Source organism: Aliirhizobium wenxiniae (genome assembly GCF_014201355.1).
Taxonomy (GTDB): Bacteria; Pseudomonadota; Alphaproteobacteria; order Rhizobiales; family Rhizobiaceae; genus Neorhizobium; species Neorhizobium wenxiniae.
Map to the genome: position 1 here is coordinate 108,247 of NZ_JACHEG010000008.1, position 24,513 is coordinate 132,759.

The 24,513-nt window shown below is 57.4% G+C and carries 24 protein-coding genes and 1 pseudogene; 8 read left to right on the top strand and 17 right to left on the bottom strand.

Annotation, left to right across the window (positions count from 1 at the left end):
- Positions 1–36: 36 nt before the first annotated feature.
- Complete coding sequence (locus HNQ72_RS24815) at positions 37–375, top strand: hypothetical protein (RefSeq protein ID WP_183996347.1); 339 nt, start codon at positions 37–39, stop codon at positions 373–375.
- Here HNQ72_RS24815 and HNQ72_RS24820 read toward each other — a convergent pair.
- The 10 genes from HNQ72_RS24820 to HNQ72_RS24860 all read right to left on the bottom strand — a co-directional run bounded on the left by HNQ72_RS24820 (position 336) and on the right by HNQ72_RS24860 (position 8,385).
- Complete coding sequence (locus tag HNQ72_RS24820) at positions 336–866, bottom strand: thermonuclease family protein (protein WP_373289490.1); 531 nt, start codon at positions 864–866, stop codon at positions 336–338. The genes HNQ72_RS24815 and HNQ72_RS24820 overlap by 40 nt on opposite strands.
- Complete coding sequence (gene repC, locus HNQ72_RS24825) at positions 863–2,140, bottom strand: plasmid replication protein RepC (protein ID WP_183996351.1); 1,278 nt, start codon at positions 2,138–2,140, stop codon at positions 863–865. Before repC ends, HNQ72_RS24820 begins: the two co-directional genes overlap by 4 nt.
- A 788-nt stretch (positions 2,141–2,928) precedes the next feature.
- Positions 2,929–4,836, bottom strand: a complete 1,908-nt coding sequence (locus HNQ72_RS24830) for a ParB/RepB/Spo0J family partition protein (RefSeq protein WP_183996353.1) — start codon at positions 4,834–4,836, stop codon at positions 2,929–2,931.
- A 665-nt stretch (positions 4,837–5,501) separates the two neighbouring features.
- A complete protein-coding gene (locus HNQ72_RS24835) occupies positions 5,502–5,936 on the bottom strand; it encodes a type II toxin-antitoxin system VapC family toxin (RefSeq protein WP_183996355.1) in 435 nt (144 codons plus the stop codon).
- Positions 5,936–6,175, bottom strand: a complete 240-nt coding sequence (locus tag HNQ72_RS24840) for a type II toxin-antitoxin system VapB family antitoxin (protein ID WP_183996357.1) — start codon at positions 6,173–6,175, stop codon at positions 5,936–5,938. The genes HNQ72_RS24835 and HNQ72_RS24840 overlap by 1 nt, the downstream gene beginning before the upstream one ends.
- Positions 6,176–6,244: 69 nt before the next feature.
- Complete coding sequence (locus HNQ72_RS24845; RefSeq protein ID WP_183996359.1) at positions 6,245–6,502, bottom strand: helix-turn-helix domain-containing protein; 258 nt, start codon at positions 6,500–6,502, stop codon at positions 6,245–6,247.
- Positions 6,503–6,660: 158 nt separating this feature from the next.
- A complete protein-coding gene (locus HNQ72_RS24850; RefSeq protein ID WP_183996361.1) occupies positions 6,661–6,966 on the bottom strand; it encodes a hypothetical protein in 306 nt (101 codons plus the stop codon).
- Positions 6,963–7,094: a hypothetical protein gene (locus tag HNQ72_RS31005; protein WP_280518290.1), complete on the bottom strand. Its 132-nt coding sequence runs from the start codon at positions 7,092–7,094 to the stop codon at positions 6,963–6,965. Before HNQ72_RS31005 ends, HNQ72_RS24850 begins: the two co-directional genes overlap by 4 nt.
- Entirely contained in the window at positions 7,091–7,549 is a 459-nt protein-coding gene (locus HNQ72_RS24855; RefSeq protein WP_183996362.1) for a DUF3846 domain-containing protein, read from the bottom strand. The genes HNQ72_RS31005 and HNQ72_RS24855 overlap by 4 nt, the downstream gene beginning before the upstream one ends.
- 374 nt (positions 7,550–7,923) lie before the next feature.
- On the bottom strand, positions 7,924–8,385 hold the full coding sequence (locus HNQ72_RS24860) for a hypothetical protein (RefSeq protein WP_246450551.1): 462 nt from the start codon (positions 8,383–8,385) through the stop codon (positions 7,924–7,926).
- A 141-nt stretch (positions 8,386–8,526) separates the two neighbouring features.
- Between HNQ72_RS24860 and HNQ72_RS24865 the strand changes: the two genes are divergently transcribed.
- Together HNQ72_RS24865 and HNQ72_RS24870 are read left to right on the top strand one after the other, a co-directional pair.
- The gene (locus HNQ72_RS24865; protein WP_183996364.1) at positions 8,527–10,140 is read left to right on the top strand and encodes an RcgA family putative transporter; all 1,614 of its coding nucleotides are present in this window, start codon (positions 8,527–8,529) and stop codon (positions 10,138–10,140) included.
- Entirely contained in the window at positions 10,130–11,173 is a 1,044-nt protein-coding gene (locus HNQ72_RS24870) for an alpha/beta hydrolase (RefSeq protein ID WP_244654542.1), read from the top strand. The genes HNQ72_RS24865 and HNQ72_RS24870 overlap by 11 nt, the downstream gene beginning before the upstream one ends.
- Positions 11,174–11,444: 271 nt before the next feature.
- Here HNQ72_RS24870 and HNQ72_RS24880 read toward each other — a convergent pair whose 3' ends face one another.
- A complete protein-coding gene (locus HNQ72_RS24880; protein WP_479683727.1) occupies positions 11,445–11,903 on the bottom strand; it encodes a hypothetical protein in 459 nt (152 codons plus the stop codon).
- A 251-nt stretch (positions 11,904–12,154) separates the two neighbouring features.
- On the opposite strand from HNQ72_RS24880, the gene HNQ72_RS24885 reads away from it, so the two are divergent.
- The 3 genes from HNQ72_RS24885 (at position 12,155) to HNQ72_RS24895 (ending at position 15,191) form a co-directional block, all read left to right on the top strand.
- Positions 12,155–12,829 (top strand): response regulator transcription factor, encoded by a 675-nt coding sequence (locus HNQ72_RS24885; RefSeq protein ID WP_183996366.1) that lies wholly within the window; start codon positions 12,155–12,157, stop codon positions 12,827–12,829.
- On the top strand, positions 12,826–14,163 hold the full coding sequence (locus HNQ72_RS24890; RefSeq protein WP_183996368.1) for a sensor histidine kinase: 1,338 nt from the start codon (positions 12,826–12,828) through the stop codon (positions 14,161–14,163). Before HNQ72_RS24885 ends, HNQ72_RS24890 begins: the two co-directional genes overlap by 4 nt.
- Before the next feature lie 110 nt (positions 14,164–14,273).
- Positions 14,274–15,191 carry a DUF3313 domain-containing protein gene (locus HNQ72_RS24895; protein ID WP_183996370.1) on the top strand — a complete coding sequence of 306 codons (918 nt, stop codon included), beginning with the start codon at positions 14,274–14,276 and terminating at the stop codon, positions 15,189–15,191.
- 145 nt (positions 15,192–15,336) lie between these two features.
- Here the strand turns inward: HNQ72_RS24895 and HNQ72_RS24900 are convergent.
- From HNQ72_RS24900 to HNQ72_RS24915, 4 genes and pseudogenes are all read right to left on the bottom strand, one after another.
- Positions 15,337–16,556 (bottom strand): annotated as a pseudogene (locus HNQ72_RS24900) (IS3 family transposase).
- A 253-nt stretch (positions 16,557–16,809) separates the two neighbouring features.
- Complete coding sequence (locus HNQ72_RS24905) at positions 16,810–17,394, bottom strand: carboxymuconolactone decarboxylase family protein (RefSeq protein WP_183996372.1); 585 nt, start codon at positions 17,392–17,394, stop codon at positions 16,810–16,812.
- Between the two features lie 80 nt (positions 17,395–17,474).
- Entirely contained in the window at positions 17,475–18,377 is a 903-nt protein-coding gene (locus HNQ72_RS24910; RefSeq protein ID WP_183996374.1) for an NAD-dependent epimerase/dehydratase family protein, read from the bottom strand.
- Positions 18,378–18,398: 21 nt separating this feature from the next.
- Positions 18,399–18,692: an antibiotic biosynthesis monooxygenase family protein gene (locus tag HNQ72_RS24915; protein ID WP_183996376.1), complete on the bottom strand. Its 294-nt coding sequence runs from the start codon at positions 18,690–18,692 to the stop codon at positions 18,399–18,401.
- A 585-nt stretch (positions 18,693–19,277) separates the two neighbouring features.
- Between HNQ72_RS24915 and HNQ72_RS24920 the strand changes: the two genes are divergently transcribed.
- A complete protein-coding gene (locus HNQ72_RS24920; protein ID WP_183996378.1) occupies positions 19,278–19,634 on the top strand; it encodes a putative quinol monooxygenase in 357 nt (118 codons plus the stop codon).
- Between the two features lie 41 nt (positions 19,635–19,675).
- Here the strand turns inward: HNQ72_RS24920 and HNQ72_RS24925 are convergent, their stop codons facing one another.
- Positions 19,676–20,872 (bottom strand): CaiB/BaiF CoA transferase family protein, encoded by a 1,197-nt coding sequence (locus HNQ72_RS24925; protein ID WP_183996380.1) that lies wholly within the window; start codon positions 20,870–20,872, stop codon positions 19,676–19,678.
- A gap of 17 nt (positions 20,873–20,889) precedes the next feature.
- Positions 20,890–22,041 carry an acyl-CoA dehydrogenase family protein gene (locus tag HNQ72_RS24930; protein ID WP_183996382.1) on the bottom strand — a complete coding sequence of 384 codons (1,152 nt, stop codon included), beginning with the start codon at positions 22,039–22,041 and terminating at the stop codon, positions 20,890–20,892.
- Positions 22,042–22,437: 396 nt separating this feature from the next.
- Here HNQ72_RS24930 and HNQ72_RS24935 point away from each other — a divergent pair, with 396 nt between their 5' ends.
- On the top strand, positions 22,438–24,510 hold the full coding sequence (locus HNQ72_RS24935) for an FAD-dependent oxidoreductase (RefSeq protein WP_183996384.1): 2,073 nt from the start codon (positions 22,438–22,440) through the stop codon (positions 24,508–24,510).
- Positions 24,511–24,513: the final 3 nt, after the last annotated feature.

Consider the following 24,513-nt stretch of genomic DNA (forward strand, 5'->3'; position numbering starts at 1 on the left):
GGGTGGTTGCGATGATCGTTAGGCACGGCATAGGCGGTGCGCACCGAAGGCCAAAGCGAAGCGGAGGAGGCCAGACGCGAACCAAATTTGGCGCGCGAGGAGCCGCAAGGCGGGGAAATTTGGGCTCACGGCGGCATTGCGCACAACCGCGTAGCCGTGCGAACGGACATCAAAGCAACTGCCTTGAAGGGGAAAGCACCTGAGCAGTCCGGCACATCCGCCATTCATCGCCATACTGACACCGCCGCGTTTCGCATCATTATGATGTCGCAATTTCAGCATTTCAAGCGAATTTCACCACACATCGCCAGTAAATCGCACCAAATTGGTTTCGCCTATTCGTTGTCGCCAGCCGCTGTGGGGTGTATCGCGTGATGCTTTCGCCGATAAACCGCCGGCGGTTCCACGCTTGCAGCCCAAACGCCGCGCCGCGATCGACGGGCATTGTCCTCGGCCAGATGATATCCAGCGAGGTTGAGCGGATGTGATGGTGGCAGATAGCGCAGCAAGACAACTGCCTGTCCGAGCTTGACCATCTCGAGGCCGATATCCTCCCCTCCAATGAAGCACTGGCCGACAACCCGCCGATACTGATCGGTGTCGACTTGTACGCATCGAACGTGCCGGCCGTCGATCATTCTCGCAAGACTGCCGCGCGCCTCGATCCCGCATGCCCAGATCTGACCGTCCTTGAGCCCGGTCTGATCTCGTTCGCATGCGTCGATCGCTGCAATCCGGATGCGGGTCTTTCGAATGCTGAATGTGTCACCGTCGATCACACGTGCCCGGCCGGCAATGTCCGAAGACAGGGCAGGGGAGGCGAATGTAAACACGATGACGAGGAGGCTTAATATCGCTGATCTCAAGGGCATATCTCCATGCTGTTGCGGGCGGCGAGCCCAAATACGGATCGGGAAAGGTGAAGCCCACCGGAGGCGGCGCGCTTCGTCATGGCGCGCAGATAGCCGCCGGGCGAGCTGACCTCCTGGCGATGATATTTCTCGAAGGTGATCGCAATCGCCACGTCCGCCGCCTGCTGGCCCATGGTTTCGACCGCGCGCAATCGCGCGTCCTCCGAGACGCCGGCAATCCGGCAGGCCTGAGGCATAAGGCGCGCAAGATCAGACCAGTTGCGGAGAGGGGAGGGGAAATATGCAAACAGGGATGGCGCTGCCCGGCAGACATCGTCCAACCCGACCAGGGCTTGTCGCACGGCAGGTTCGTTGTTGCTTTCGCCGCAGCCTCGCCTCAGGCTTTCCTCCAAAGCCCCATTGCTGGCAAAGCCAGCCAGATCAGATTCCACTTGTTCGGCGTAAGCCGAACGCATTTTCGTATTACTCTCTTCAAGAGGATGAGGAGTTGTAATCTGTCTGTGCGTGTCGTTTCCGGCATTCGCGCATGTCATATCGTCGTCTGTTTCAGCACATCCTTGGCGATCTGCCCCCAGCAGTCTGGCGACGAGGCGGTCAAGAATAACCGTCGCCCTGCGAAGCAGATCGACGCCGGCTCTCGCGGCCATCCCAACGAAGTCCGCAATTCGATCGACCCGCCGGGCGAGCTTCGCAATCTTGCTGGCCGAAACCCCTTGCCCATTGGCAAGCGATGATCGAGCCCCCCGCAACGCGGCCCGAAACCGGCGGGCGGCCGCGTCGCAAACGCGTCGTTCCTGCCGGCTCTGCTTCACGCGGGCGGCAAGCTCCTCGTATCGCGCGATGAGAATGCGCAGATCAATTCCGCAGGCATCCGCTATGTCACCGTCTTCGTCACGGATCGGGTAGCGTTTCAGGTTGGCGCTGTCCTGCATTGTGATCATTCCGGCGTCGAACAGCCGAGACAGGATGCGGCTCACCCGACCGGGCGAGCGATTGATCTCGAAGGCGAGCTGGCGGTTCGATTTAAAGACGATCGGACGGCCGGACCGATCGAAGGCATCGGTGCGGGCGGTATTGATGATGACTGTCAGCAGATGGCTCTCAGTTGCTGTGATCAGCCCGGTGCAGGGTAGGCTCTGTGCAAGAATCGCCAACTGGCCGCGCGTCACCGATCCGACTTCCGTCGACTGCGCCAGTTGCCGGAACTCGGCTCGCTCGCGCGTCATTTTGCGGCCAGCGCGCCGCTTTGGTGCAAGGGTTTCTCCCATTGTCTCGTCTCCCGTCCTGGGACCAGACAAAGCTTCTCCGTTCACCGAAATGGCGTCACGATGTTGACATGGGAGGGAGGGTCTGCGAAAACAGTTTTGGCATATTTGTTATCTACAGACCCGCTTCCGGATTTTATTCGGGAGCGGTTTTGCTTTTCTGGGCCGGCTTCAATCTCCAAAATGAGTCACTGCGTGAGTCGCGAACCTCGATGTTCCCGAACCGTATTTACATAGCCCGAATAATCAAATTGGTGCAACATTTCCGAGGAGCGTTGGCGTCTCGGGCGAGAGAGGCCGGATCTTCAGCGCAAGTAACTTAGCATTTACAGTACTTTATGCGAAAATGTGAGACACCATTTCGGGACACAGCGACTGAGAAACGACGCCAATATGGTTCTATTTTTCCCATGGGTGGGGAGGAGAGTTTGAGAGGAAGGGGTTCGGGCTTCCTCTCAAGGCCGGCGAGCAGCAGCCCAAGAACCGAGACGACAAGCAAAAGGCCCGCCATGGTGAAAGCCATGACGGGCGGTGATACAGTGCTGACGGTTATGGGGCTAATATAGCTTCGTTGGCATTCGCGCGCGGCAGGCCAAAGGCGGTCAAGGCGATGTCGAGTGCCTTCTCGACCTCCGTCCACTCTACATCTGCGTCTCGTCTCAAATAGGCTTTTATGAGCTTGCAGCATCTCTCTGCCGCATCCGTAGGATCACACTCGTCGTCGACCATCGGACATCGTTTCTCGGATGGACCGGCCATGGCGCAGGCCACGACCGGCGATGGAACACGACCTATTCGGCCGCGACGGAGAATGCCTCGGACGCAACCGTGGCTGCAGCTTCGTCACCGAGGTCCTGCCCGATACGGACCATCGGCGGGAGCCAACCCGATCCTTTGATTGCACGTTCGGCATAGGCAGCGGCCTCCGCCTTTTTCATGCCCGCAATCCCAGCGGCATAATCTGCCCCCCGCACCTCGGCGACCGCCGCCTGAATGCTCGGACGGTTGAGATGCCCGAAATACGTCTCGGCGGTGGCCTCAAACCAATCCCCCATATCGACACCGAGCGCGCGGCCCAACTGGTTTGCCTGATCAAGCTGCTTGCGGTCGGTGAACTTCTTCTCCACGGCGTTCAGGCTATGCGCCGCCGCAAAGGCCATAAGCATCAGCAGCTCGTCGCGGCTCTGGTCGAGGCACCAATCGAAGAGATCAGCGGGGTTGCCCGGGATCGTATGGCTGTAATTCTCCCGCAGATTGTCGAAAGCGTCCGATGCGGTGCAGGCAGAGGGCTGCTTCATCAACCCTTCGACACGCTCATGGGTCAACGACAGCTGCAAGGCGGTCTGGTTGGCTACATAGCCGTCATAGGCGACACGCAGCAGCATGGAATGAACCACCCCCACCAGCGCGATATCAGGATTGTTGGCCAGCTCGACGCGCAACGCCGCCGTCTTTTGCGCGGTCAGATCCTCGATCAAGGCTCCCGAATGCTTGAGCCTCGATCTATCATCCTCTTCGACCACAGGGGCCACAGCATCGCCCGTCATGTGGTCGTCCAGACCTGCTTCCTCGCCATCCTCACCGGGCTTGACGATGCCCTGCATGGTCTCAACCTTGCCGTAGTAACCGATCACCACCACAACGCCGCTGCGTGCCTTGTCTTCGTCGGTAAAGGCCTGCTGCTTTTCATCCAGCACATCGAGCCGCGCATTGATGGCATTGATACGCTCGTTTGCATCCGCGTCGGCCGTCTCACCATCGACGGCTTCGACCAATGCGTCATGCTCAGCGCACAGCCGCAGGCGTTCGCTCTGCTCGTCGGCAGAAAGCTCCACTTCGGTCGGATAGACGCCCGGCACGCTGTAAATCCAGTCGGGACGCTCAAAGCCGACCTCGACGAAGCCCCAGCCCTGCGACCGGAAGGGTTCAGCTTCGGCTTCAAGCCGCTCCATCGCCAGACGATCGATCAGCGAGACATCCAGCGCATAACCACCACGGTTTTCATCGAAAAGATCGCGGCGGACAGTTCCCCCCGCCTTCTCATAGACGTCGAGGCCACCGATCAACTTGATCCGCTTGTCGCTGCTCGCCACCTCGTCGGTCACAAGCGCCGACTTGATGTGATGCGCGTGACGGCTCCAAGACCCGAGAGAGTTCCAGACTTGCTCCTGACGCTCGTGGTCGTCGGAGAGGGTGAAGGCGCTCAACTGCTCGAAGTCCATCTCGTCGTTGCGGAAGAGGTCCAGAAGGACCGGCGAGACTTTCGCCAGCGCCAACCGACGCCGCACGATGATCTCCGTCACCCCGAAACGTGCCGCAACATCGGCTACAGATTTGCCCGCATCGACCATCACTTTGAAGGCCTCGTACTGGTCGACAGGGTGCATGTCCTCGCGCATGACGTTTTCGGTCAGGCTGATCTCGGTCGCCTCATCCACATCCTTCACCAACGCATTGACCGGATGATCCATGGCGATCTGGTCCCGTTCTGCAAGAAGCTTCAACGCAGCGTGACGTCGGCCGCCAGCGGTGACGAAGAACCGACCTTTTGTCGCCTTCCTCACGACGATGTTTTGAATGATCCCGTTGGCCAAGATCGAGGCGGCAAGGCCCTCAACGCTCTCCGTCGAGTAGGTTTTGCGAACGTTCATCGGGTCGGTGTCGAGCTTGTTCAGGGCAATGGCAATGATGTCGGTCATGTTCGATCTCCAAGGTTTGTAAGGTCTTGGAAGCAAGTCCCGCCAGTGGGCGAAGCCTTTCAGCCTTCGGCTCCGAAGGATGTGCTCCCACATCCGGCGGAACGAAGGGGGAGGGCGCAGCCCGCTCCCGCCAGGTTTCCGGTCGGGTCATGGGACGTGATGCTGGAAAAACGGAAGATTTGGCGGCCTGACGCTGAAAGCCGTTTTTCCAGCAGCGCGACGGCGCTTGCGCGCTTGCCCATTGGCGCGATCGGAAGCCTGTCGTAAGAGCGGTAAGGAAATGGAAGAAATGTGCGTCCGGCGTCCGGGACGCGCTATGCGGAAGTGAACCGGCAGGCTGGTTCTCCATCGACTGATCTGCCCGCTGCGCTCCGAGTGATAAGCGCTCCGCGCCTCGGGCAGCTCGCTTTCAACTCGATCCCACCTGAGGAGCGGCGATCGCGCCGCCACCACCCGGATCAACCGGCGCAAGGCCGAGATCCGGGACAGAAGATTAAGAACATCGGAGAAATCAGCATAGCGCCGCGAAGCGGGATTTCGGGAATTCTCGACACGTCATCGGCGGATCGAGGGCAGCCGCAGGAGCCTTAGCATCGCGCCGCGGAAGCGGAAGGCGGGACCGACTGCCCCCGCAGAGGGCGTTCCGTGTTCCGGCGCGATAGCGCCTACCAGCCGAGATCCGTCTCAGCGAAATCGTCACCCTTGTAAGCGATCCTAGTGCGATAGGCTTTCGCGCAGGCGTAGGTGAAGCAATCGCCGAGATTGAGTTTGGCCGGGTGATTGACGATCTTGCCGTAAAGCTGGGCAGCATCGAGCGCTTTGGTTCCGACGTCGCCCGAAATCATCGCTTCGCGTGCTTCGAGGTCGGCGATAAATTGATCGACGAGCCGGCGGGCTTTCCCGACGATCTCCGGCGTTGCCGGCTTGTTGCGGCCCTGGGCTTCGGCCATCTGGCGGGTCAGCGCCAGCGTCGCCTCCATTCGTACCAGAGCGGAGACGTAAAAGGGACCGTCGTCATCGGACAGCCGATCCATCAGGTGCTCGGCATCGTCTTCCTGGCCGATGATCGCCACGATCACGGACGCGTCGATGAACAGCATCAGTCTTCGCCCCACATCTCGTCTGTCAGCTGCTTGTGATCGAGATGGACCATCGGCCCCGCCTCCTTCGCCATGGCGAGGGTCTTGGCGAGCCGTTCGCGAACCGGTAGCTTGTTTTTTCGGTTGGCAATTTCATGCCTGAGCGCCGCCTTGACCGCATCGACCTTGGACGTTTTCGTCAGCCTGATGAGTTCGGCGGTAAGCTTGTCGACTTCCGGGTCCTTGATATAGAGCGGCATGGCAGCATATCCTTTTGAGGATATTATAATATCCTATCGAGCATATGCTTGGCAAGGAATGCCTGCCTGTCATGGGTCAACATCTTCGGATCCATTGTACCGCTGTCCCTGGCCGCTAATGAGCCACGACACATCGACGTCATATCGGTCGAAAAGCGCCCTCAGCAGCTGCGTGGGCATCTCCTGTTGACCGGCCTCCCACGCGAGGTAATCCTGTTCAGTCGCGTCCACGCTGGCGGCAAACTGCGTGACTGGCAGGCCACTATCAGCACGAACCGTTGCCAGTCGTGCTCCCATTTCAGCGGTGAATGTCTGTGGCTGTCTCATGAGGAGTTCTCCTGATCGAAGGGTGGGGCGGGGAGCGCGAGGGGAGGGGGGCGGGCTCCCCTCGTCCAATGAAGCAGAGGCGACGTCGGGACGCGTTGGGTGACCGACCTCGCCGGGTGCCGGCATGGAACGCTCGATGTGTTCGATGCCGGCCATGTCTACCGCACGATACCAAGCCGTTCGCCGACGCTCGGTGGCGTTTGAATGCCTGCTTCCTTCGTCATGGCTATGATCGCGTCCTGCCCCAAGCCGCGAATTTCGAAACCCCGCGAACGGGCCATTTCGACAATTGCTTCGAGGCTGGGAAATTCATGAAGAGTCGCACCAAGCCATAGGGCGCAGGCATCGGTTTCCGGATCGGGAAACGCCTGCAGAAAGAAGGTCCGTAGGGGAGGATCATATCCAATGATGGCGTCCCGATCCGTCCGGGCTGGCCCTATCACGGTAACGATGTGACGGCTCATCTAGCGTCCACCTTCTTGTCAGCGGCCATTGCCTCGCCGGTGCGGGCGATGCGTTCGAGTGTGAGAATGATGGGCGATGCCTCCGCCGCAGCAACTGCGGCGAAAGTCGCGGCGACGGCGGTTGTCATCCGGCGTCCCCCTCAATCACGGTCGGCATTGTGCTTTCCAGACGGGTCTCAAACCCGTTCAACATGGTTCCGATGACAAAGGCGTCGGCGCGATCCTCATTGACGGTTGCGAACACCGGGTCGAGGACCGGCCGCACGCAGCGAAAGCGCTTCGCCGCGTCCTCAATCGAAATCTTTGGAGCGGCAAAGAAGTCGCCGTCATCTTCACCGACGAGGACGAGCTTTCCGGCCAAGGCCTGCGGGTAACCGTCGAGCATTGTAAAGGCAGAGATTCCATCATGCAGACCCTCCTCATCTACAATCAGCTTGTGATGGGTGTCGAAGGCGACCACCTCCACCAACCGGCAATCGATAAGCTTGTAGGTCTGAGAGAAAGCGCTGCGCGCTTCGATCTCAACGGCCTCGATGGTCGCAGATGCCGGATCAATCACGTAAACGGTTGCGGTCTTGGTCATGGTATTATCCCTTTCATGTCCGCGAAGCGGTCTTCTCGTGCCCCTCGTGGGCAGGAGCCCCGCCTCCTGCTTCCGAGTTCGCGCAGAGCAGCGGGAGAGAGGGTGGCAAGGGAAAAAGCGGAGGGGGTTCGCCCGCCCGAAGGCGCAGCCGACGGGTCGTCACCATGGTGGCGATCCTGCACGACGCACGCCTGGAAGAGCGGGCGGCGGAAGGACGGGGAGACCGCATTTTTCGCTTGTGAGGGAGAGAGGGCAGCGCCGTCTTTCCCTCCTGAAAAGGATCTGACCGGGCCGCGACCGCGGCCTCCGCTGGTGATCTGGACCAAGGTGTCACGGCCGTGGCGCAAGTTGTATACATCTGAGTTGGAGGGATCTCAGCAGATAGGCATTTTGGGCTTGTCCCTTTCCACTGGCGGGATCAAAAGTGGTTCATGGGTCGCGAGCGTACCTCGTGTCGCAATCAAATACGCCGCCAGATAGGTGAGTTTCAGCTTGGCTTCACGATCGCTTTGGGGCCGGTATCTGAGGACTGCCAGCCGACTGGCTTCCTCCTCCTCCACGACGTCTGACAGAAGGTTTGCGTAAGCAACGCTCACCGGTTGACCGGTTGCCCGTCGTTGATCCCAGGCTCGGACCGCATCCAACTTTTTCAGGTGCGCCGGAATGTGCCGATCGATCAGGTGGTCAAGGGACGTGTCCTCGACCTTGAAACTGTGACTTGGCTCTGACCAGAGCGCGCGATCGCTACCGAGAGGCCGAATTGGAGTACCCGCATCGGTGCGACGAGATGCAAACCGAGACGCCGGCAGCTCCGCCAAATGCTTCACATTGCCCAAGAGACCCTCCGTCCGTGAGTTGCACGCTGCGCACCGGGTTCGCTTCCAGTTGCGTCGGGTCGATAAAGCCTTGATTGAGAGGGAAGGCACGATAAAATACGAAACATTGAGAAATGAAACGAAATAAAATTTCACAAGATTTTGATTAAAAACAATAAAATATTCGTCCCGCCGCCGAACGGCGACAGCGACATCAAGGAATTGTTCAAACAGATCGCCGCGGCGGGAGCGGGGCGACCCCTAGATAATGATGGATTTCCGGCCGGACCATGGACGCCGGAACTTCTTTCTGAAGCGATTTTGCACGTCGATCCGAACCGTAACGGTGTGGATTTGCGGACCGTGCAGCTTTGGTTTCAAGACAATGACAAGGGAATAAGCACGACAAACATAAAGTGGCTGGCGAGGATTTTGGGGTGTGACGACCGCGAGGCGACCAACCAGTGGCAAGTGGAGCTTGTCGCAGCCCAAATACGCCTGACGGCCAAAAGACGAGATGCAAAAAAGGCCATGAATGCCGAGCCGTCGGAACCGCAAGACCCGGTTCCCGATGTGCCTCCAGATAATGTCACGCCGCCCTCAACGGCTCCGACATCAATCCCCGACACAGATATTGGCCGACCAACAGTCCGTCACGGTTTGGCCAGGAAATCTGAAGCCATCTTCACGCGCGGATCCCCCCTGGATTTGCCTGCTTCCGTGTTTGCGGGTGCCACCGCACTGGGATTTCTCTCTTTTATGGTCGGCATCCACGATGCCACCTACATGCGATCGGACGGCCTTGTTAAGCAGGTTGGCTTCTTCTGGGCACCGAACTGGACCATCCTCTTCATGGTGTTCCTGCCACTTTATTTTGCCTTCCTCGTCGAGCTACTGGCGTACTGGAAGAAGGACGGGCGCCTGAGGCTCGCAAACCCCGCCAGCCGTTGGGAAAGCGACGAAGCGTGGGCGAGAAACGTCGAGGCATCATCGAACACGTTCTGGGCGGTTTTCCTGATCTGCGTTTTGGTTGCCGGCATTGTCCAATGGATTGGGGTCAGCTTGATCCCGCTGATCAAGGGTAGCGGCAGCTACGCCATTGACTGGGGCAAACTGACCCTTGCCCGCCCTGAGGTCATATCCGTCCCGACCACCCTTTTCTTTACCGGCTTGGCATACCTCTACATGTGCTTCAGCTTCTATATCTTCTTCGCCGGGCTTATACTCCTCTACACGCTCGTTCAGGATCTCTGGAGGACGGCGCAAGCCGCGAAGGCAAATCCAGGGACAGAACACGAATTCGCCAAAGCGAGCCTACGGGTGATGAGCGGGGTGTTTCGATGTACGATTTTGGGGATCATCGTCGCCATCTGCATGAAGGCCCAGAGCGCCTATCTCGCATCGAATGGCCAAAATATCGTGACCTGGTTGGTCGATGATGGATTTACGCTATTCAGCAATGACGAGGATATTGGCAGGACATTCACGTACAGGATGCCGACACACTATAGCAGCCTCCTGATCGCTATCTCGACCTGCGTCGTTTTCGGGTACGCCGCCCTCCGGCTGGGCGCCACCTTCAAGTCCCATTTGCAGATGTGGAAAAGGTCAGCGATCGTGGGATTTCTCCTGGTTGCCTATCTGGTGATCGATGCATTTTCTGGCTTTTCGCTCCTCTTGGGTATAGCCGCGGTGCTCGCGGTTTACGGCCTTATAGACCCGGAGCTGCGGGCTTGGCGACCCACTACGGTAAAGGACCAACCCAATGTATTATAATTGGCTTGATCGTTGGGATGAGCGGCGAGCGCAGCGCGGAGAAGAATGGAAGCTGAAGACCAATTTTGCGCTTGGCGGCGAGCTTGCGTTTCCGGGCAAGGAGCCAAGCACAACGCTCTCGGAATTCTGTGATCTCGCAGATCAAGCCGTCGCTGACGCGGCATACTTTGCTGGTCCCATCAGCGGAGATGACGCGTTCGATAGGCGAGACGGCTGGCTTCGGTTTCGCTCCGATATCACGACTGACGTCGAGGAGAACAACGTTGTCGTGGCGAAGATCACGGACGGCGGATGCCAAGACCGCGCGCTGGTCGTGTTTCATCATTGGAATGCGACGTCATGGAACCATCAGCTTGCGAATTTTTTCGCAAAGCGTGGCATAACGGTCGTCGAGATTGCGATGCCCTATCACTTTGAACGCAGCCGTCCCGGGTCTCGATATGCCGATTTTATGCTCAGCGCCAATATTGGTCGGACCCTCGAGTCTATGAAGCAGGCCGTTCTGGATGGGCGAAAGCTCATTCGTTGGCTGGAGAGCCAAGGATATCGAGAAATTTCCCTACTCGGTATGAGCCTCGGTTCGTGGGTCGCCGGTTTGATCGCTGCACATGACAGAGCCGTGTCAAAGACATCACTACTCCTCACAGCCGGAAGCCTTGCGGACATGGTCTGGACCGGGCGCGCGACACGATCGATACGCAAAAGTCTTGAACCAGCAATTTCACTGTGTGATTTGAGGCAAGCTTGGGCCCCTTTGAACCTGGGGAACTATTCGAATGGTTTTTCCCGGCCAGATCTCAAACTTCAGGTGGTGCTCGCCACGCGCGACACGGTTGTTATCAATGACCTATCGCGTTCGTTCCTTCAGAGCTTGTGGGACGCCGGCGTAACGCCGGCAGTCTTGAAACTGAACTGCGGCCATTATTCGCTTGGCCGTCCACCATATATCGTGATAACCGCATTAAGTCTGAGGCGCTTCCTGGTCTCCGGTAGAACATGTCCAATTCACCGAGGTCCATGTCGCCGACATTAGACACCGTTTAAGTCGCAGCTTTGCCAAGATATCCGGAACGTCGTCAACGGGCGGCGCAACGCAAGCGGACTTATGGCGTTTCTGCCAACCTCATCCGATCACGGCTAACATAGTTCGATCGGCGAACTGAACGATGACAAGGCTGAAGCCAGCGTAATCGTCGAGTGCGACGCTGTCGCAACGCGTGAACGCAAGGTCGGCCAGCTCACCATGGAGCTGGATCTAACAAAATGATGTAGCCGACTGCTTGCTCAGGTTCATCGAGAAGGATCTATGATGCGACGTCCCTACTGGCTTTTTCTAGTTGCTCTTTCGATGTGACGTTCTTTGCATCCAGTTGTTCGATCCGGCTAAGTGCCTGCATGGCAAGCGTCAGTTCGGCCTCGGCGGCGTCGCGGTCGCTATCACATTCCAACAGCGTCGATTTAAGATCATCAGTCTCGAAGCGGAGAATGACGTCACCAGCCCTGACGCGCTCGCCTTCCCGAACAGCTAGGTCGAGGACCTTGCCGGCGCTTCTTGCCCGCATCACCACCCGGCTGATCGGCTGAAGCTCACCGCTGACGCGCAGACGCTCTGCCATCGAAACCGGCTCAACACTCGTCACTTCAGTTTGTGCCAGCTCAAGCGGTCCGCTTGCCTGCAATGCGGACGCGGACGCGACGATATCCTTGACTCGCTCGTTGGCATCGACCGTGCCACGGGTAGGATCGAGATACATAAAAAACAAGAGTGCAGCCGCCCAGGAGCATTCCTGACTTGGCAATTCTCACAGTCCATTTGAAGGCCATGATGCGCATCGTTCCTCATCGAGTTCAATACGGCCGCATCGTTGCGGCCTCGTCGCACATCTCGGCGACCGGTTGTTCTCATGATTAGGTCCCGACAATTGCACCAGCATTACCGGCTCCAGTCGGGGTTACGTAATTCTGCCGCAACGTTCACAATAGAAAAGAAGACGTGGAAAAGGCGGTGAGCAGGATGAGACTTCTACTGGTGGAGGACGAAAAGGAACTGGCTAATGCCTTGATGGCAGCGCTCAGCAAGCAAGGCATTGTCATCGATCATGCGATGCGGCTCGCAGACGCAGGTGAACTCTCCCGACAGAATACGTATGATGTAATCCTCCTTGATCGTCGTTTGCCGGATGGGGAGGGCCTCACGTTTATTCCAACGCTGCGGCGGGCAGCCGTGTTGACCCCCGTGATCGTCCTCACCGCCCGAAACGATCCGAAAGAGCGGATCGAGGGTCTCGACGGGGGAGCAGATGACTATCTCGGCAAACCCTTTCGCGTCGACGAACTGATGGCGCGTGTACGCGCCGTTCTTCGCCGTCCAGCTTCTGTCGTAGAGGCGCTGATCGTCGTCGGCCGCATGACGATCGATCCGCTCAATCTCACGGTGACCATGGACAAAAGTCCGTTTGATCTTCCGCGACGCGAACTGCTGGTGCTGATTGCGCTTGCCAAACGTCAGGGCAAAACCGTGCTGCGATCCGTTCTTGAAGCGGCCGTCTACAATTACGAGGAAGAGATCAAGTCAAACGCACTCGATGCGCATATCTCGCGGCTGCGCAAGCGCCTGGCGGATTGCTCTGCTGGCGTGTCCGTCCATAATATTCGCGGCGTCGGTTATTTGCTGAAGGATGAGGTTTGATGCAAACAACCCGCCCAAGCGCCTCACTCTGGTGGAAGTTGAGCTGGCAACTAAGCCTCGTTTTCGTCGCCGTGGTGGCAGCCGTAATTGTAGGATTGTGCGTCTACGGCGCAATGATCCTCTCGCCCAATGTCGGGCTGAAGGACAGGCTGACGCATGCGCTTGAGGGTTCGCTCACACGCGATCAACAGGGACGGCTCGTCATCAAAGAGAGCGCCCAACTTCGATCGTTCAAAACAGAGAACGACCGCCTATGGTTCGTCGCCGCCACTCAGGACGGGCAGTTGGTGAGTTTCGGCACCACTCCCGACTATTATCAAGGTCTAGCGCCATACGTTCGCTTGATCAGAGATGGCGACATTCGAGGCGCGAGCGGAACGCAGGATAAAGCCTCGATCGACGCCATCGAAACTCCTCTCGGTGAAGTCCGTCTCATGTACGGCGGCAATACCAGCACGACCGACAATATCCTGACGATGCTGACCAGCCTTGCGCCCATCTATGTACCGCTGCTGGCGATCGCCCTGCCGGCATTGTTTCTGACCATCCCGCGCATCGTCGGCCGGGGGCTCGCAGGCTTGAAAGACGTTGCGAAGATGGCTCCGGAAATCGATCCCCGCCGACCGGGGACGCGGCTTCCCGTCCGCAAGGTGCCAAAAGAGGTTGCGCCACTGATCGTTGCCTTTAACAGCATGCTCGAACGACTGGAAGAGCAGTTCCTGGCCAGGCAGCGCTTCCTGATCGACGCTGCGCATGAGTTGAGGACGCCGATCACCATCATGCAGACCCGCATCGAAGGCATGGATGAGGGCAGGGAGCGCCGGCGTCTGCTCGACGATGTTGCGCGGCTTGCCGACACGGCCGAGCAACTTCTAGCCTTCGAGCGCAACGATCAGACCGATGACCTGCAGGAAACCATGGATCTCGTCGACATAGCGCGCGCAGTGGTCGCAGATCTCGCCCCGGTCGCTATCGCGGCGGGCTATGACATCTCGTTCGAGAGCGAGATTGAGACGCTGAAGCGACAGGGCAGCCCATCAGCGCTTAGGCGAGCCATCACCAACCTCGTCCGAAACGCGATCGATCACGGAGGAAACACTGGCGCGATCGTCGTCTCCGTCACCTCCGATGCGGTGATTGCTGTTTCCGACGAGGGGGCGGGTATCCCGAAAGACCAGCAGGATCTGATATTCGAGCCCTTCTACCGGGTTACTCCCAAGAGCAAGGGAGCAGGCCTCGGTCTGGCGCTTGTCAGGCAAATCGTTTCAGGCCATGGCGGAAAAGTGACGATCGACAGTTCTTCTGCTGGGACCACGTTTGCAATCTGCTTGTAGCACGTCAACGGACCGAGCGCCGCAAACGATTGGCTAGGATGGAAGTGTTACCATTTCAATTCCTGTAATGTTGCCGCAATTCTTGTCGCGCATTCTCCGCCCTCTGCGATATGCAAGGGGACAGCATTGTGAACAACAGACACGGTCAGGAAGCGACGATTTCCGGAGCAGACAAATTGAGCAGGCGTCGCTTACGATTGGCGTGGCTTGTACTGCCAACGGCAGCTCTTCTCGCCGGCTGCACGTCCGTTCCTCTAAAGGAGGGCGGGACGTTGACGTCTTATAATCAGCTCAGCCCGCCGAAGGGCAAGTTTACCAAATCCCGCACCTTTGTTGATGCACGGGGCTTAGCTGGCGTGAGAACAGTCTCGATCATACCGACGACTTTCTCCTTTGATGCCACCTCGCGAATTAAGTCACCGCAAGACAGGGCACTGGTCTCCAACGCGCTTGACCGTGCCGTTTGCGTTTCGCTCAGCGATAGGTACCAGATCGTCCCCACGGGTCAGCCTGCCGATCTGACCGTTCGAACCGTCGTGACCGATATTGTCGCGACCAACAAAACCATGGCCGGTGTTTCTACCGCGGTTTCGCTTGGCAGCAGCCTTGCCCTGCCGGTGGGGATTCCGCGACTGCCTGTCGGGCTCGGCGGCCTTGCGGTCGAGGCCGAGGCGGTAGACATCAGCGGCACCCAACGGGCAGCTGTCGTCTGGTCGAAGGGCGCCAACTCGATCACCAACAATGCGCGCGTGTCAGAGGTCGGGGACGCTTACAGTCTCGCCGCTAATTTTGGAAAATACCTCTCGCGCATGCTCGTTAGCGGAAAAGAGCCGAAGGGTTTCGACCTGTCGTTGCCATCCGGGCAACGGATGAATTCTGCACTTGGCGGCAAGCCTAAATACGCGGCCTGTGATCTGTTCGGTCGGTCGCCGGGTCTCGCTGGTATCGTAGCCGACAAAGTCGGTGCGCCACCCGAGTGGACCGACAAGCAGCCGAAGACCCCGACACAACAGGCATCGAAATTCTGAAATCGGCCGGCTTTGCCGGGCGGTACGACGGACGGATCAAGGGCCAGTCCCCAGACCTTCCGTCCGTCTCAAAATCTCGGCCGCAATATCACCTTGTAAAGGTTCATTCGCGAAGGTGGAGTTGCCCCCAAAAGACCGGACATGCTCAGGTTTGAGATTGCGAGCTGATGAACTCGCGTGGGGACTGATATCCTAACGCGCTGTGCGGGTGAAGATTGTTGTAGTGCTCGAATTAAAACGGCAGTTGAGCGATGACGGTTTCAGCATCCGGGGTGGGATTGACCGAGACGTAATCGCGCTTGAAGGTTTTGACGAACGCCTCGGCCATGCCGTTCGATTGTGGACTGCGCACCGGCGTCGTGCACGGCTCCATGCCGATATCGCGAAGCAAGGATGCGGTGTCTCTGGCGACGAAGCAGGAACCGTTGTCGGTGAGCCATTCGATGGGCTCGGACAACATGTTGATGCGGCCGAAGCGGTTCTCGACGGCGGTGATCACGAGGTCCTGCACGTCCTGGCTCTTGATGCCCTCGGTGGTGGCGACATGGGCGATTGCTTCACGGTCGCAGCAGTCGAGGGCGAAGGCAACACGAACCTTCTCCTTGTTGTCGCAGCCGATCTCGAAGCCATCGGAGCACCATCTGATGTTCGAACGTTCGACGGCGACCTGGCCGTCGTGAAGGCGATCATCGACCGGCCCGGTATGACGCACTAGCAGCAGATTGTGTAGCTTCATCACCCGGTAGACGCGCTTGGCATTGGGCCACGGACGCCCCGGTTTCCGGGCATTCCGGCGCAGGATGGCATGGACACGCCGATAGCCGTAGGTGGGCGTATCGGCGATGACGGCCTTGATGTCCTCTACCAGCTCGCGATCAGGGAGTGGCGGGCGTCCTCTGGCTCTGGAAGGGAAGCCTGTGGCACGCGCGGCAATATTCGAGCGGGCGACACCCAAAGTTTTGCAGACGGCCTTCATCCCAAAATCCCCCTCGGAAGAGAGAGCGAGCGCAACATACGTTTTTTTGGGCTCCCGGCGATTTCGAGGGCTTCCTTGAGGATTTCGCTCTCCATCGTCTTCTTACCTAGCAGGCGCTGTAACTCCTTCACCTGGGCCTGAAGCGCCCGGTATTCGGAAGCGGGAACCACCTCTTCCTCAGCGGCCGTCGCTGTCAGTGCCCCTTGGGACGCCAGTTTGCGCCACGCGAACAACTGGTTCGGCTGGATGCCGTGCCGTCGCGCAACGATGCTCACCGTTGCGTCCGCCTCATAGGTCTCGTGAATGATCGACAGCTTCTCTGCCGTGCTCCAGCGTCGCCGACGTTCTGGGCCGGAGAGGACTTCCATCTTAAAATTGCTGCTAGTCATATTACCAACATTACTCCTACCCACTTAGCTAAGTGGTGGAGCATGTCCGGGCCTTTCGGGGGCTAATTCAGTTCGTTCGCGAAGGTTTCTCCGTAAGGTGATGCTTGGCGACGACCAACGCCGCCGCAACGTTTTGATCGTATCGATCGGCACCTCGAATTGCGATCAGCTTTTCCTAAGCTTCCTCAGCCAGCAGCGCGACGATACTATCAGTACTGGTGTATGTGGAATGCTTCACTTTGAGGCCGTTGCGTCAGCCTTTAATCCAATTTCCATCGCCTTGAGCATCGATGGATATATTGAACGTTTGAATGTGAGCGGCGATCATCCTGTAATACCCGATGACGATGATCGCGTCACTGAGTTCCTCCACAGAGAAGTGCTGCAGGGTATGTTTGAACAGGACGCCTGGCGCCTTCCCCTTCTGTATAATCGATTTGCCGAAACGCAGAAGAACGCGCTCACGTTCAGTAAAGGCTTCTGTATCATCAAGCCGACCCTCGGCAATTGCGACGAACTGATCTGGCCGAACGCCGGCAACCTGCGCGATGGTGATATGCTGCTCCCATTCATATGTCACGTTTTCATACGCGCCGACCATTAAAACCATCAGTTCCTTATGATAGTCCGAAATGGTCAGGTCCCTGAAGATCGCATTGGTAAGATCGATGACGGGAATGAACGCGCCGATGCTGTGCCCTAACATCTTGAAAAAATTGACCTTCGTCGGAAGGCTTTCGAATTTTTCCCGAACATGCGAAGGGGCCTTGGAGAAATCAGGGTATTCAACTGAGACGTTCGAACTAATGAGGTCATCTTTTTGCGATAGTTTAGGCATTAAAAACTCCATAGTCCAAACGAGACATGCTTGGAATGAGATCGACGGCAACTTGCGTCGAGTCTGTCAAGAATCCGATATCAGTTTGTTGAACTCGCGGTATCGAGATGGTCTGCGATCCAATGGTGCACAGACGGACGTTTTGGCAGCCAACCTAGCTCGGCCGCCCGAATGCTGCGAACTCTGCTGTTCGACGCAAGTGAATAACGCGCGCGAGCATGCCCCCATCGTGCCTCCGCTGCGTCAAGGGGCATTGAAATTGGCTCACCCAGGTTGAGCGCTTGCGCGATTGAAAACGCCATGTCTTTAAAACAAGCTTCTCCGCTTTCTACGAAAGTAAATGTTTTCGCAGGTGCTCGCTCGAGTGCAAGCAAGTACAATTCGACGACGTCGGCGATATGGACTGTTGACCAGCGATTAAAGCCTCGTCCTATGTAGGCGGCTTTGCCTGTTTCTAGTGCATAGTCAATCAACAACGGAAGCTGGACGCTGCGTGCTTCTGGTCCGAGCGCATCCCCAAATACGAGCGAATTACACAGAACAACTGAGCGAATGTCGGGGGCATCTAGTATTGCCTGGTCAAGAGCCACACGAGCTGCTTTATCCTTAGTTGGTTCAGGTAGGTGGTCCTCGTCGACGATGATTTCGCTTGGCTCACCATTGGCATTGTCCGCAACGATGCTACTGCCGCTAGTATGAAGCAGAACTTTACCGGAGCCGGTCATAACCGCCAGGATTGTGTCGATCGCTTGGCGATCGTCACTGCTTGCTGCGTTGACCACAGCGTCAGCGGACCTTGCTTCTGAGGCCAGGATGTCATGATCTTCGAGGTTGCCATGGACCGGCGTAATTCCGAAAGTCTCGCAAGCTTGGGCTTTTTCGGGTGATCGTACGAGACCTCGGACTTCGTGTCCTCGGCGGACCGCCTCAGCGGCAAACGAACCCCCTATGAAACCGCTTGCGCCGGTGACGAAAATTTTCACAGCAATTCCCCTATATCTAGATCATTCGAACACTGTTTCGGTGTGATCCACCAAAGGGGGGCTTGCAAAAAAGCTTCCAACAAGTTCGCGCCAACGCCTATGATCATCCGAATTACGGAACCCGACTATGTGATCCTCCAAAGTTTCCCAAACGATGATGATCAGGTACCGTTGCGGATTCTCGACTGACCGCTCCAGTCGGACGCTGCGCCAACCTTTCGCGCGTTCGAACAACGGAATAGCCGTTACGAAGTTTCGCTCGAACGGCGTTTCAGAACCCGGTTTGATCAGCACGGTGGCAATTTCGCGTATCATATCGCGTTGACCTCTGCTCTAGCTTGATGAGCAAAAGGTAGGCGGAAGCATCCCATATTTAAGGCCCCCGGAGGTCTACTTAGTGTAGCTCTGCAGGATACAAACGTACCTGCGGCTCCGAAAACATATCGAGACGGAATTTTACAACCCGCGGCCAGCGAAAATTCTACGGCCGTTATTTCATGAGCGTAGCGCTACCCCCGATTTAAAACGCAGTGCGAGTGGAAGATTTCGTGCCTCTTCAACGGCCCGCACGCCCTTTAGGGGCCTATTTTTCTGCTCCTTGGCTTTCTTTTCCAGGCGTTTCTTAGCTGGTCAGGACGGGCAGTAGGTTTTTGTGATCAGCCCCAACGACTGCCCTGCAACATCAAGGATCCCAATCAGAACATCAACTGGGCGCCCCTGCATGGCGTCGTGGGGCAGTTCACCAAATAGGTAAGGAGCGAGAGGCGCTTCTCGCCGGCGCGGGGACACCTCTCATTCGATCCACATCTGAGACATGGAGTGTCTCGAAATCCACAATTGCTCGCGATCAGACGTGATGGTCCTCTTAAACTACATACCGCAGCAATTGGGAGGAATACTATGCGCGAAGACATCTATTGGGTTTGTATCGTCAAGGTTAAGCCAAACTATTTCGAGGCTTTCAGGGAAGTGGTACGCCCGCTTGTTGAAGAAACTAGAAGGGAAGAGGGTTCGCTCGCCTATGAATACCACGTCGATGGTGGTCGAACGGCGATACATATCATCGAGCACTATCTCAGTTCGGCCGCCGTGGTCTATCATGTCACAAAGACGTTCTCGCAGTTCGCCGAACGCTTTACTGCGCTCGCTTCGGTATCCAGCTTTGTGGTTTATGGCGATCCGAACCTGGAAGCCCGTGCGATTCTCGACGGCTTCGGTGCCGTCTATCTCTCCAATTTCGACGGGTTCACCAAGTAGGAGCAAGCGTCATGCGCCCCGTGATGGGCGCATGACCCTTCTCAATCTTCCGCAGCCTTGACGACCCCCACCTTGATAAGTCGCTTTATCTCCGCTTCAGGATATCCTGCCTCGGACAACACATCTACCGTATCCGCCCCGAATTTTGGTGGCGCTGTGCGGACGCTTCCGGGAGTTCGGCTCATCCGGGCGGGAACGCCAGTTCCCCTGTAGTTTCCGACCGAGACGACCATCTGGCGGTGCTTCGTGTGCGGGTGTTCCAGCGCTTCGTTCACGTTGCGGACCACACCAGCGGGTACCCCGACCGCCAACAAGGCAGGCTCAAGCTCCTCCGCGTTGGCCACAACGAGCTTTGCGGTGATCGCCGCAGTCAGTGCCTCGCGATTGCGCAACCGTTCCGCGTTGTTGGCGAACCGTGGATCGCCAGCTAGTTCCGTCAGACCAAGATGCTCACACAATTTCGCAAACTGTCCGTTGTTACCCACAGCGAGATAGATGGGCTTCGTGCGCGTCTTATACATGTCGTATGGTGAGATATTCGGATGGCCATTGCCGGTGGATACCGGAACTTTGCCCGACATGAGTGAGTTCGCCGCCTGCGGATGGAGCATACTGATTGCGCTATCGAACAGCGGCACTTCAATGGCTTGTCCGAGCCCAGACCGGCCACGCTCAATAAGCGCCGCGAGGATTGCGTTGCAAGCGATGAGTCCAGTTCCGATATCGGCGATTGGGGTCCCCATACGCATCGGGCCACCGTTGGGGTCGCCATTGATACTCATTATGCCCGTCATAGCCTGGACGACGGCGTCGTAGCCTGGAAATCCGCCCAACGGCCCATCGGCTCCAAAGCCGGTGACGTGACAAAGGATCAATCTAGGAAACCGTTCTTTAAGGACCTCATACCCAAGATCCCACCTTTCCAGAGCGCCAGGCTTGAAGTTGTGCACCAAAACATCCGCATGCTCGAGCAAGCGGAAGATGATGGCGCGTCCATCGTCGCTGCCGACATCGACAGCCATTGATCGCTTGTTGCGGTTGGCGCCAGAAAAATAAGCGCTGAGGCCATCAATGAATGGCGGTCCCCACCCGCGCGTTTCGTCACCTTGAGGCGGTTCGACTTTGATGACCTCGGCGCCATAGTCCGCCAATATCTGGGTACAGTATGGACCGCCAAGAACTCTGCTGAGGTCAATGACCCTGATGCCCTTGAGGGCGCCACTTGCTGTGTTGGTCATCGTGATCTGTCCGTCGCTCACGCCGCTGCATCGCTGATCATGTTGCGTGCGATGAGAAGTTGTTGAATCTGCGAAGTGCCCTCGTAAATACGGAACAGCCTGACATCACGGTAGAACCGTTCGACTGCGTATTCCGCCATGTATCCAGCACCACCATGTATCTGGACCGCTCTGTCGGCCACGCGACCAACCATCTCGCTTGCCATCAACTTGCAGCAGGCTGCTTCCGTGGTGACCTTGCGCCCCGCATCCTTGCGACGCGCTGTCTCCTCGATCATGCATCGTGCACCGTAGGCCTCAGCCTTGCTGTCTGCGAGCATCGCCTGGATGAGTTGTTTGTCGGACAGGGGGCCGCCAAACTGTTTGCGGTCCATTGCGTAGGCAAGGCTGTCCCGGATCAGTCGTTCCGCTGCGCCGACACAGACGGCAGAGATATGCAGGCGGCCTCGGTCGAGAACCTTCATCGCGGTCTTGAAGCCTTGCCCCTCGGCACCCAAGATCGCCGAGGCGGGCACGCGACAATCGTCGAGGATGACGTCCGAAGTGTGTGATCCCTTCTGCCCCATCTTCTTGTCGATAGCTCCGAGCGATAGCCCCGGCGTGTCGGCCTCAATCAGAAAGGCGCTTACCCCCGCGGACGTCTTCGATGTCGGATCGGTTCGCGCAAATACGGTGAAGAGCCCGGCATGCGGTGCGTTCGTGATGAAGCGTTTCGTGCCGTTCAGGACGAAGTCATTACCGTCTCGACGTGCCGATGTCTTCAGCGATCCGGCATCCGATCCCGCGTCCGGCTCCGTGAGAGCGAAGGACGCAATCATCTCGCCAGTCGCCAGACATGGGAGGTACATCTGTTTCTGCTCAGGCGACCCATCGATGATGATGCCCTGCGAGCCGATCCCATTGTTCGTGCCAATCAAAGAGCGGAACACCGGGGATGCTTGACCCAGGATGAAGGCGGCGGCCACCTCCTCAGACATGGTCAAACCAAGGCCGCCGTATTCCTCTGGAATCGATAGACCGAAGAGGCCAATATCCTTGATTTCTTGAATCAGACCCATGGGGATTGCGTCCTCTTCGGCGACTTTGTGCTCGTTTGGAATCAGTCGTTCCCGAACGAAGCGGTCGAGCGTGTCGAGAAACTGCTCAAGGGTATCTGGGTCCAGGCTCATTTCTCCAAGTCTTCCTCATACTCTGGCCGAGACGACGCAGTCTCGGCCTACAGACTGTGTGGTCTGCAGAATTACCAATCCTTCGCGTCGCTGCGTACTGGCATAGTTGTATCAGCGCCTTAGGCGTTCCTTGTCGCAAAATAGACAGTTGCTCGAACGCGTTGCTACGCCTCAACAATCTATCAATTTGAAGAAGTCGGAGGCCCGCCGTGCAAGCGAACGAGTATCCCAAGATTGAGCTATTCGTCGGTGGCGAACGGGGTGGAACGAAGAGCAGTAAGGCAAGGCAGTTGATCAAACCAGCTCCCGACAAAAAGGCTGGTCGGCTGTCATGCGCCACGAACGATGGTCTCTTTAACGCTGCACCCTCCCCAACTTTCCAAGGTAGGTGATGACATGTGTCTACATATCGAAATCGAAGACGGTGTGGCTATCGTCACCGTCAACAACCCGCCGGTCAACGCGATCAACAAGAATGTCCGCTGTGGCCTACTGGAGGCAATGGACGTTGCTTTAGCCGGTAAGGCGAAAAGCATGGTCATCACAGGAAGGGGAAAGGCGTTCGTCGCTGGTGCCGACGCGAAGGAATTCGATGCGCCACCACAAGAGCCTCACCTAAATGATGTTCTATCGCGACTTGCGTCACTCCCCATTCCTACCATATGCGCTATTAACGGGGTTGCCCTTGGTGGAGGACTGGAAATTGCATTGGCCTGTCGCTACCGCGTCGCGTCTCCATCGGCCAGCCTCGGACTGCCAGAGGTGACTCTAGGTATTGTACCGGGCGCCGGCGGAACGCAACGGCTTCCACGCGCAGTAGGCCTAACCAAGGCTATTGAGCTTGTCGGCTTCGGGAAAGCGATCAGAGCGTCGGAAGCCTTGGCGATTGGGCTTATTCATGCCGTCGCAGACGACCCGGTGGCCTTTGCAAAGGCAGTCGATTTGACGGTGCTGTCAGAAATCGAGCCGCTCGATTTGATGCCCACGCCCACTAGCGATACCGCGACCGTCCAGCACGCCGTCGAACAGGTTGTTCGGAAGTCGGCCGGTCAAATCGCGCCAAAAAAAGCTGTTGATCTCGTTTTGCTCGCCGGATCGTGCGAAATCAGTGAAGGCCTAGCAAAGGAGCGGGCGACATTCCTGGAGCTCCGTGGCTCAGAGCAGGCCCGTGCCTTTCGACATGTTTTTTTCGCTGAGCGTGCGGCCGTATCTCGGGGAAGCAACTTCCCATCACCGGAGAGGGAGTTGCGAACCGCTCTGGTCGTCGGCGGCGGCAACATGGGCGCGGCGATCGCATATGCTTTGGCGTCCAGTGGCTTGAGTGTCACCATTTTGGAAACTGACAACGGCGCTTCTGCTAGGGCAAACGAAAATGCAGACCGGATTTTGGAGCAGGGCAGGTCGCGCGGTCTGCTAACCGATGGAGAAGCGCAGGCTCTGAAAGCGCGGATAAGCCACCGGGTCAGACATGAGAAACTCGAAGTGGTTGACATAGCGATCGAAGCCGCATTTGAGGACATGGCCGTAAAAAAGGCAATTTTCGCTTCGCTAATAGCTATCCTTCCGGATACCACGATCCTCGCGACTAACACGTCATATCTCGATGTCAACGAGCTTGCCTCGGAGATACCAAACCCGGGCCGTTTCGTTGGACTGCATTTCTTCAGCCCCGCTCACATCATGAAGCTTTTGGAGATCGTACGCGGAGATCATACGTCGCCTGAAACGCTCGGTGTCGCATACGCATTGGCCAAGGCCTTGCGGAAGGTGCCAGTTCTCTCTGGTGTTTGTGATGGCTTCATTGGCAACCGCATCCTAGCCCGCTATCGTCAAGCGGCCGATATCCTGCTCCTTGAGGGAGCAACGCCGTATCAGATTGATGAGGCCATGCGCGCGTTTGGTATGGCCATGGGTCCTTATGAGGCGCAGGACATGTCTGGCCTTGATATCGCCTACGCAAATCGTAAACGGCAAAATTTGCGCAAGCGGACGGACGTTCGCTATGTTCCAATTGCGGATAGGCTTGTTGAAAACCACAAACGACTCGGACGCAAATCTGAGGCGGGCTGGTACGACTACGAAGGGGGCAAGCCTGCTCAATCGCCTACAGTGATCGCATTGCTTGAGCGCGCATCGCATGAAGCGAGAGTCGAAAGGCGGGCTTTCAGGCTCTGCGACATTCAAGAGCGCACGATGATTGCGATGATCGCTGAGGCAGCGTCGATCTTGGAAGAGGGCATAGCCGAGAGATCCGAAGACATCGATCTTGTTTTGATGCACGGCTACGGATTTCCCCGCTGGCGAGGCGGGTTGCTACACTACGCCGACACTATCGGTTCGAAAAAGCTCTTGGCTCGAATGGAAGAGCTCTCAGCTCAAGACCCGATTAGCTGGCCGATCCCTGATATTATCGGGCGGCTCGCGTCGTCGAATTCGAGTTTCTCCGGCATCAGCGAGACAATCGTTTGAAAC

Excerpts from the sequence above, each read along its gene's own strand:
- repC (WP_183996351.1), bottom strand. The coding sequence starts at position 2,140 with ATGGGAGAAACCCTTGCACCAAAGCGGCGCGCTGGCCGCAAAATGACG.
- HNQ72_RS24830 (WP_183996353.1), bottom strand. The coding sequence starts at position 4,836 with ATGACCGACATCATTGCCATTGCCCTGAACAAGCTCGACACCGACCCG.
- HNQ72_RS24835 (WP_183996355.1), bottom strand. The coding sequence starts at position 5,936 with ATGCTGTTCATCGACGCGTCCGTGATCGTGGCGATCATCGGCCAGGAA.
- HNQ72_RS24840 (WP_183996357.1), bottom strand. The coding sequence starts at position 6,175 with ATGCCGCTCTATATCAAGGACCCGGAAGTCGACAAGCTTACCGCCGAA.
- HNQ72_RS24845 (WP_183996359.1), bottom strand. The coding sequence starts at position 6,502 with ATGAGACAGCCACAGACATTCACCGCTGAAATGGGAGCACGACTGGCA.
- HNQ72_RS24850 (WP_183996361.1), bottom strand. The coding sequence starts at position 6,966 with ATGAGCCGTCACATCGTTACCGTGATAGGGCCAGCCCGGACGGATCGG.
- HNQ72_RS31005 (WP_280518290.1), bottom strand. The coding sequence starts at position 7,094 with ATGACAACCGCCGTCGCCGCGACTTTCGCCGCAGTTGCTGCGGCGGAG.
- HNQ72_RS24855 (WP_183996362.1), bottom strand. The coding sequence starts at position 7,549 with ATGACCAAGACCGCAACCGTTTACGTGATTGATCCGGCATCTGCGACC.
- HNQ72_RS24870 (WP_244654542.1), top strand. The coding sequence starts at position 10,130 with ATGTATTATAATTGGCTTGATCGTTGGGATGAGCGGCGAGCGCAGCGC.
- HNQ72_RS24885 (WP_183996366.1), top strand. The coding sequence starts at position 12,155 with ATGAGACTTCTACTGGTGGAGGACGAAAAGGAACTGGCTAATGCCTTG.
- HNQ72_RS24895 (WP_183996370.1), top strand. The coding sequence starts at position 14,274 with ATGCAAGGGGACAGCATTGTGAACAACAGACACGGTCAGGAAGCGACG.
- HNQ72_RS24905 (WP_183996372.1), bottom strand. The coding sequence starts at position 17,394 with ATGCCTAAACTATCGCAAAAAGATGACCTCATTAGTTCGAACGTCTCA.
- HNQ72_RS24915 (WP_183996376.1), bottom strand. The coding sequence starts at position 18,692 with ATGATACGCGAAATTGCCACCGTGCTGATCAAACCGGGTTCTGAAACG.
- HNQ72_RS24920 (WP_183996378.1), top strand. The coding sequence starts at position 19,278 with ATGCGCGAAGACATCTATTGGGTTTGTATCGTCAAGGTTAAGCCAAAC.
- HNQ72_RS24925 (WP_183996380.1), bottom strand. The coding sequence starts at position 20,872 with ATGACCAACACAGCAAGTGGCGCCCTCAAGGGCATCAGGGTCATTGAC.
- HNQ72_RS24930 (WP_183996382.1), bottom strand. The coding sequence starts at position 22,041 with ATGAGCCTGGACCCAGATACCCTTGAGCAGTTTCTCGACACGCTCGAC.
- HNQ72_RS24935 (WP_183996384.1), top strand. The coding sequence starts at position 22,438 with ATGTGTCTACATATCGAAATCGAAGACGGTGTGGCTATCGTCACCGTC.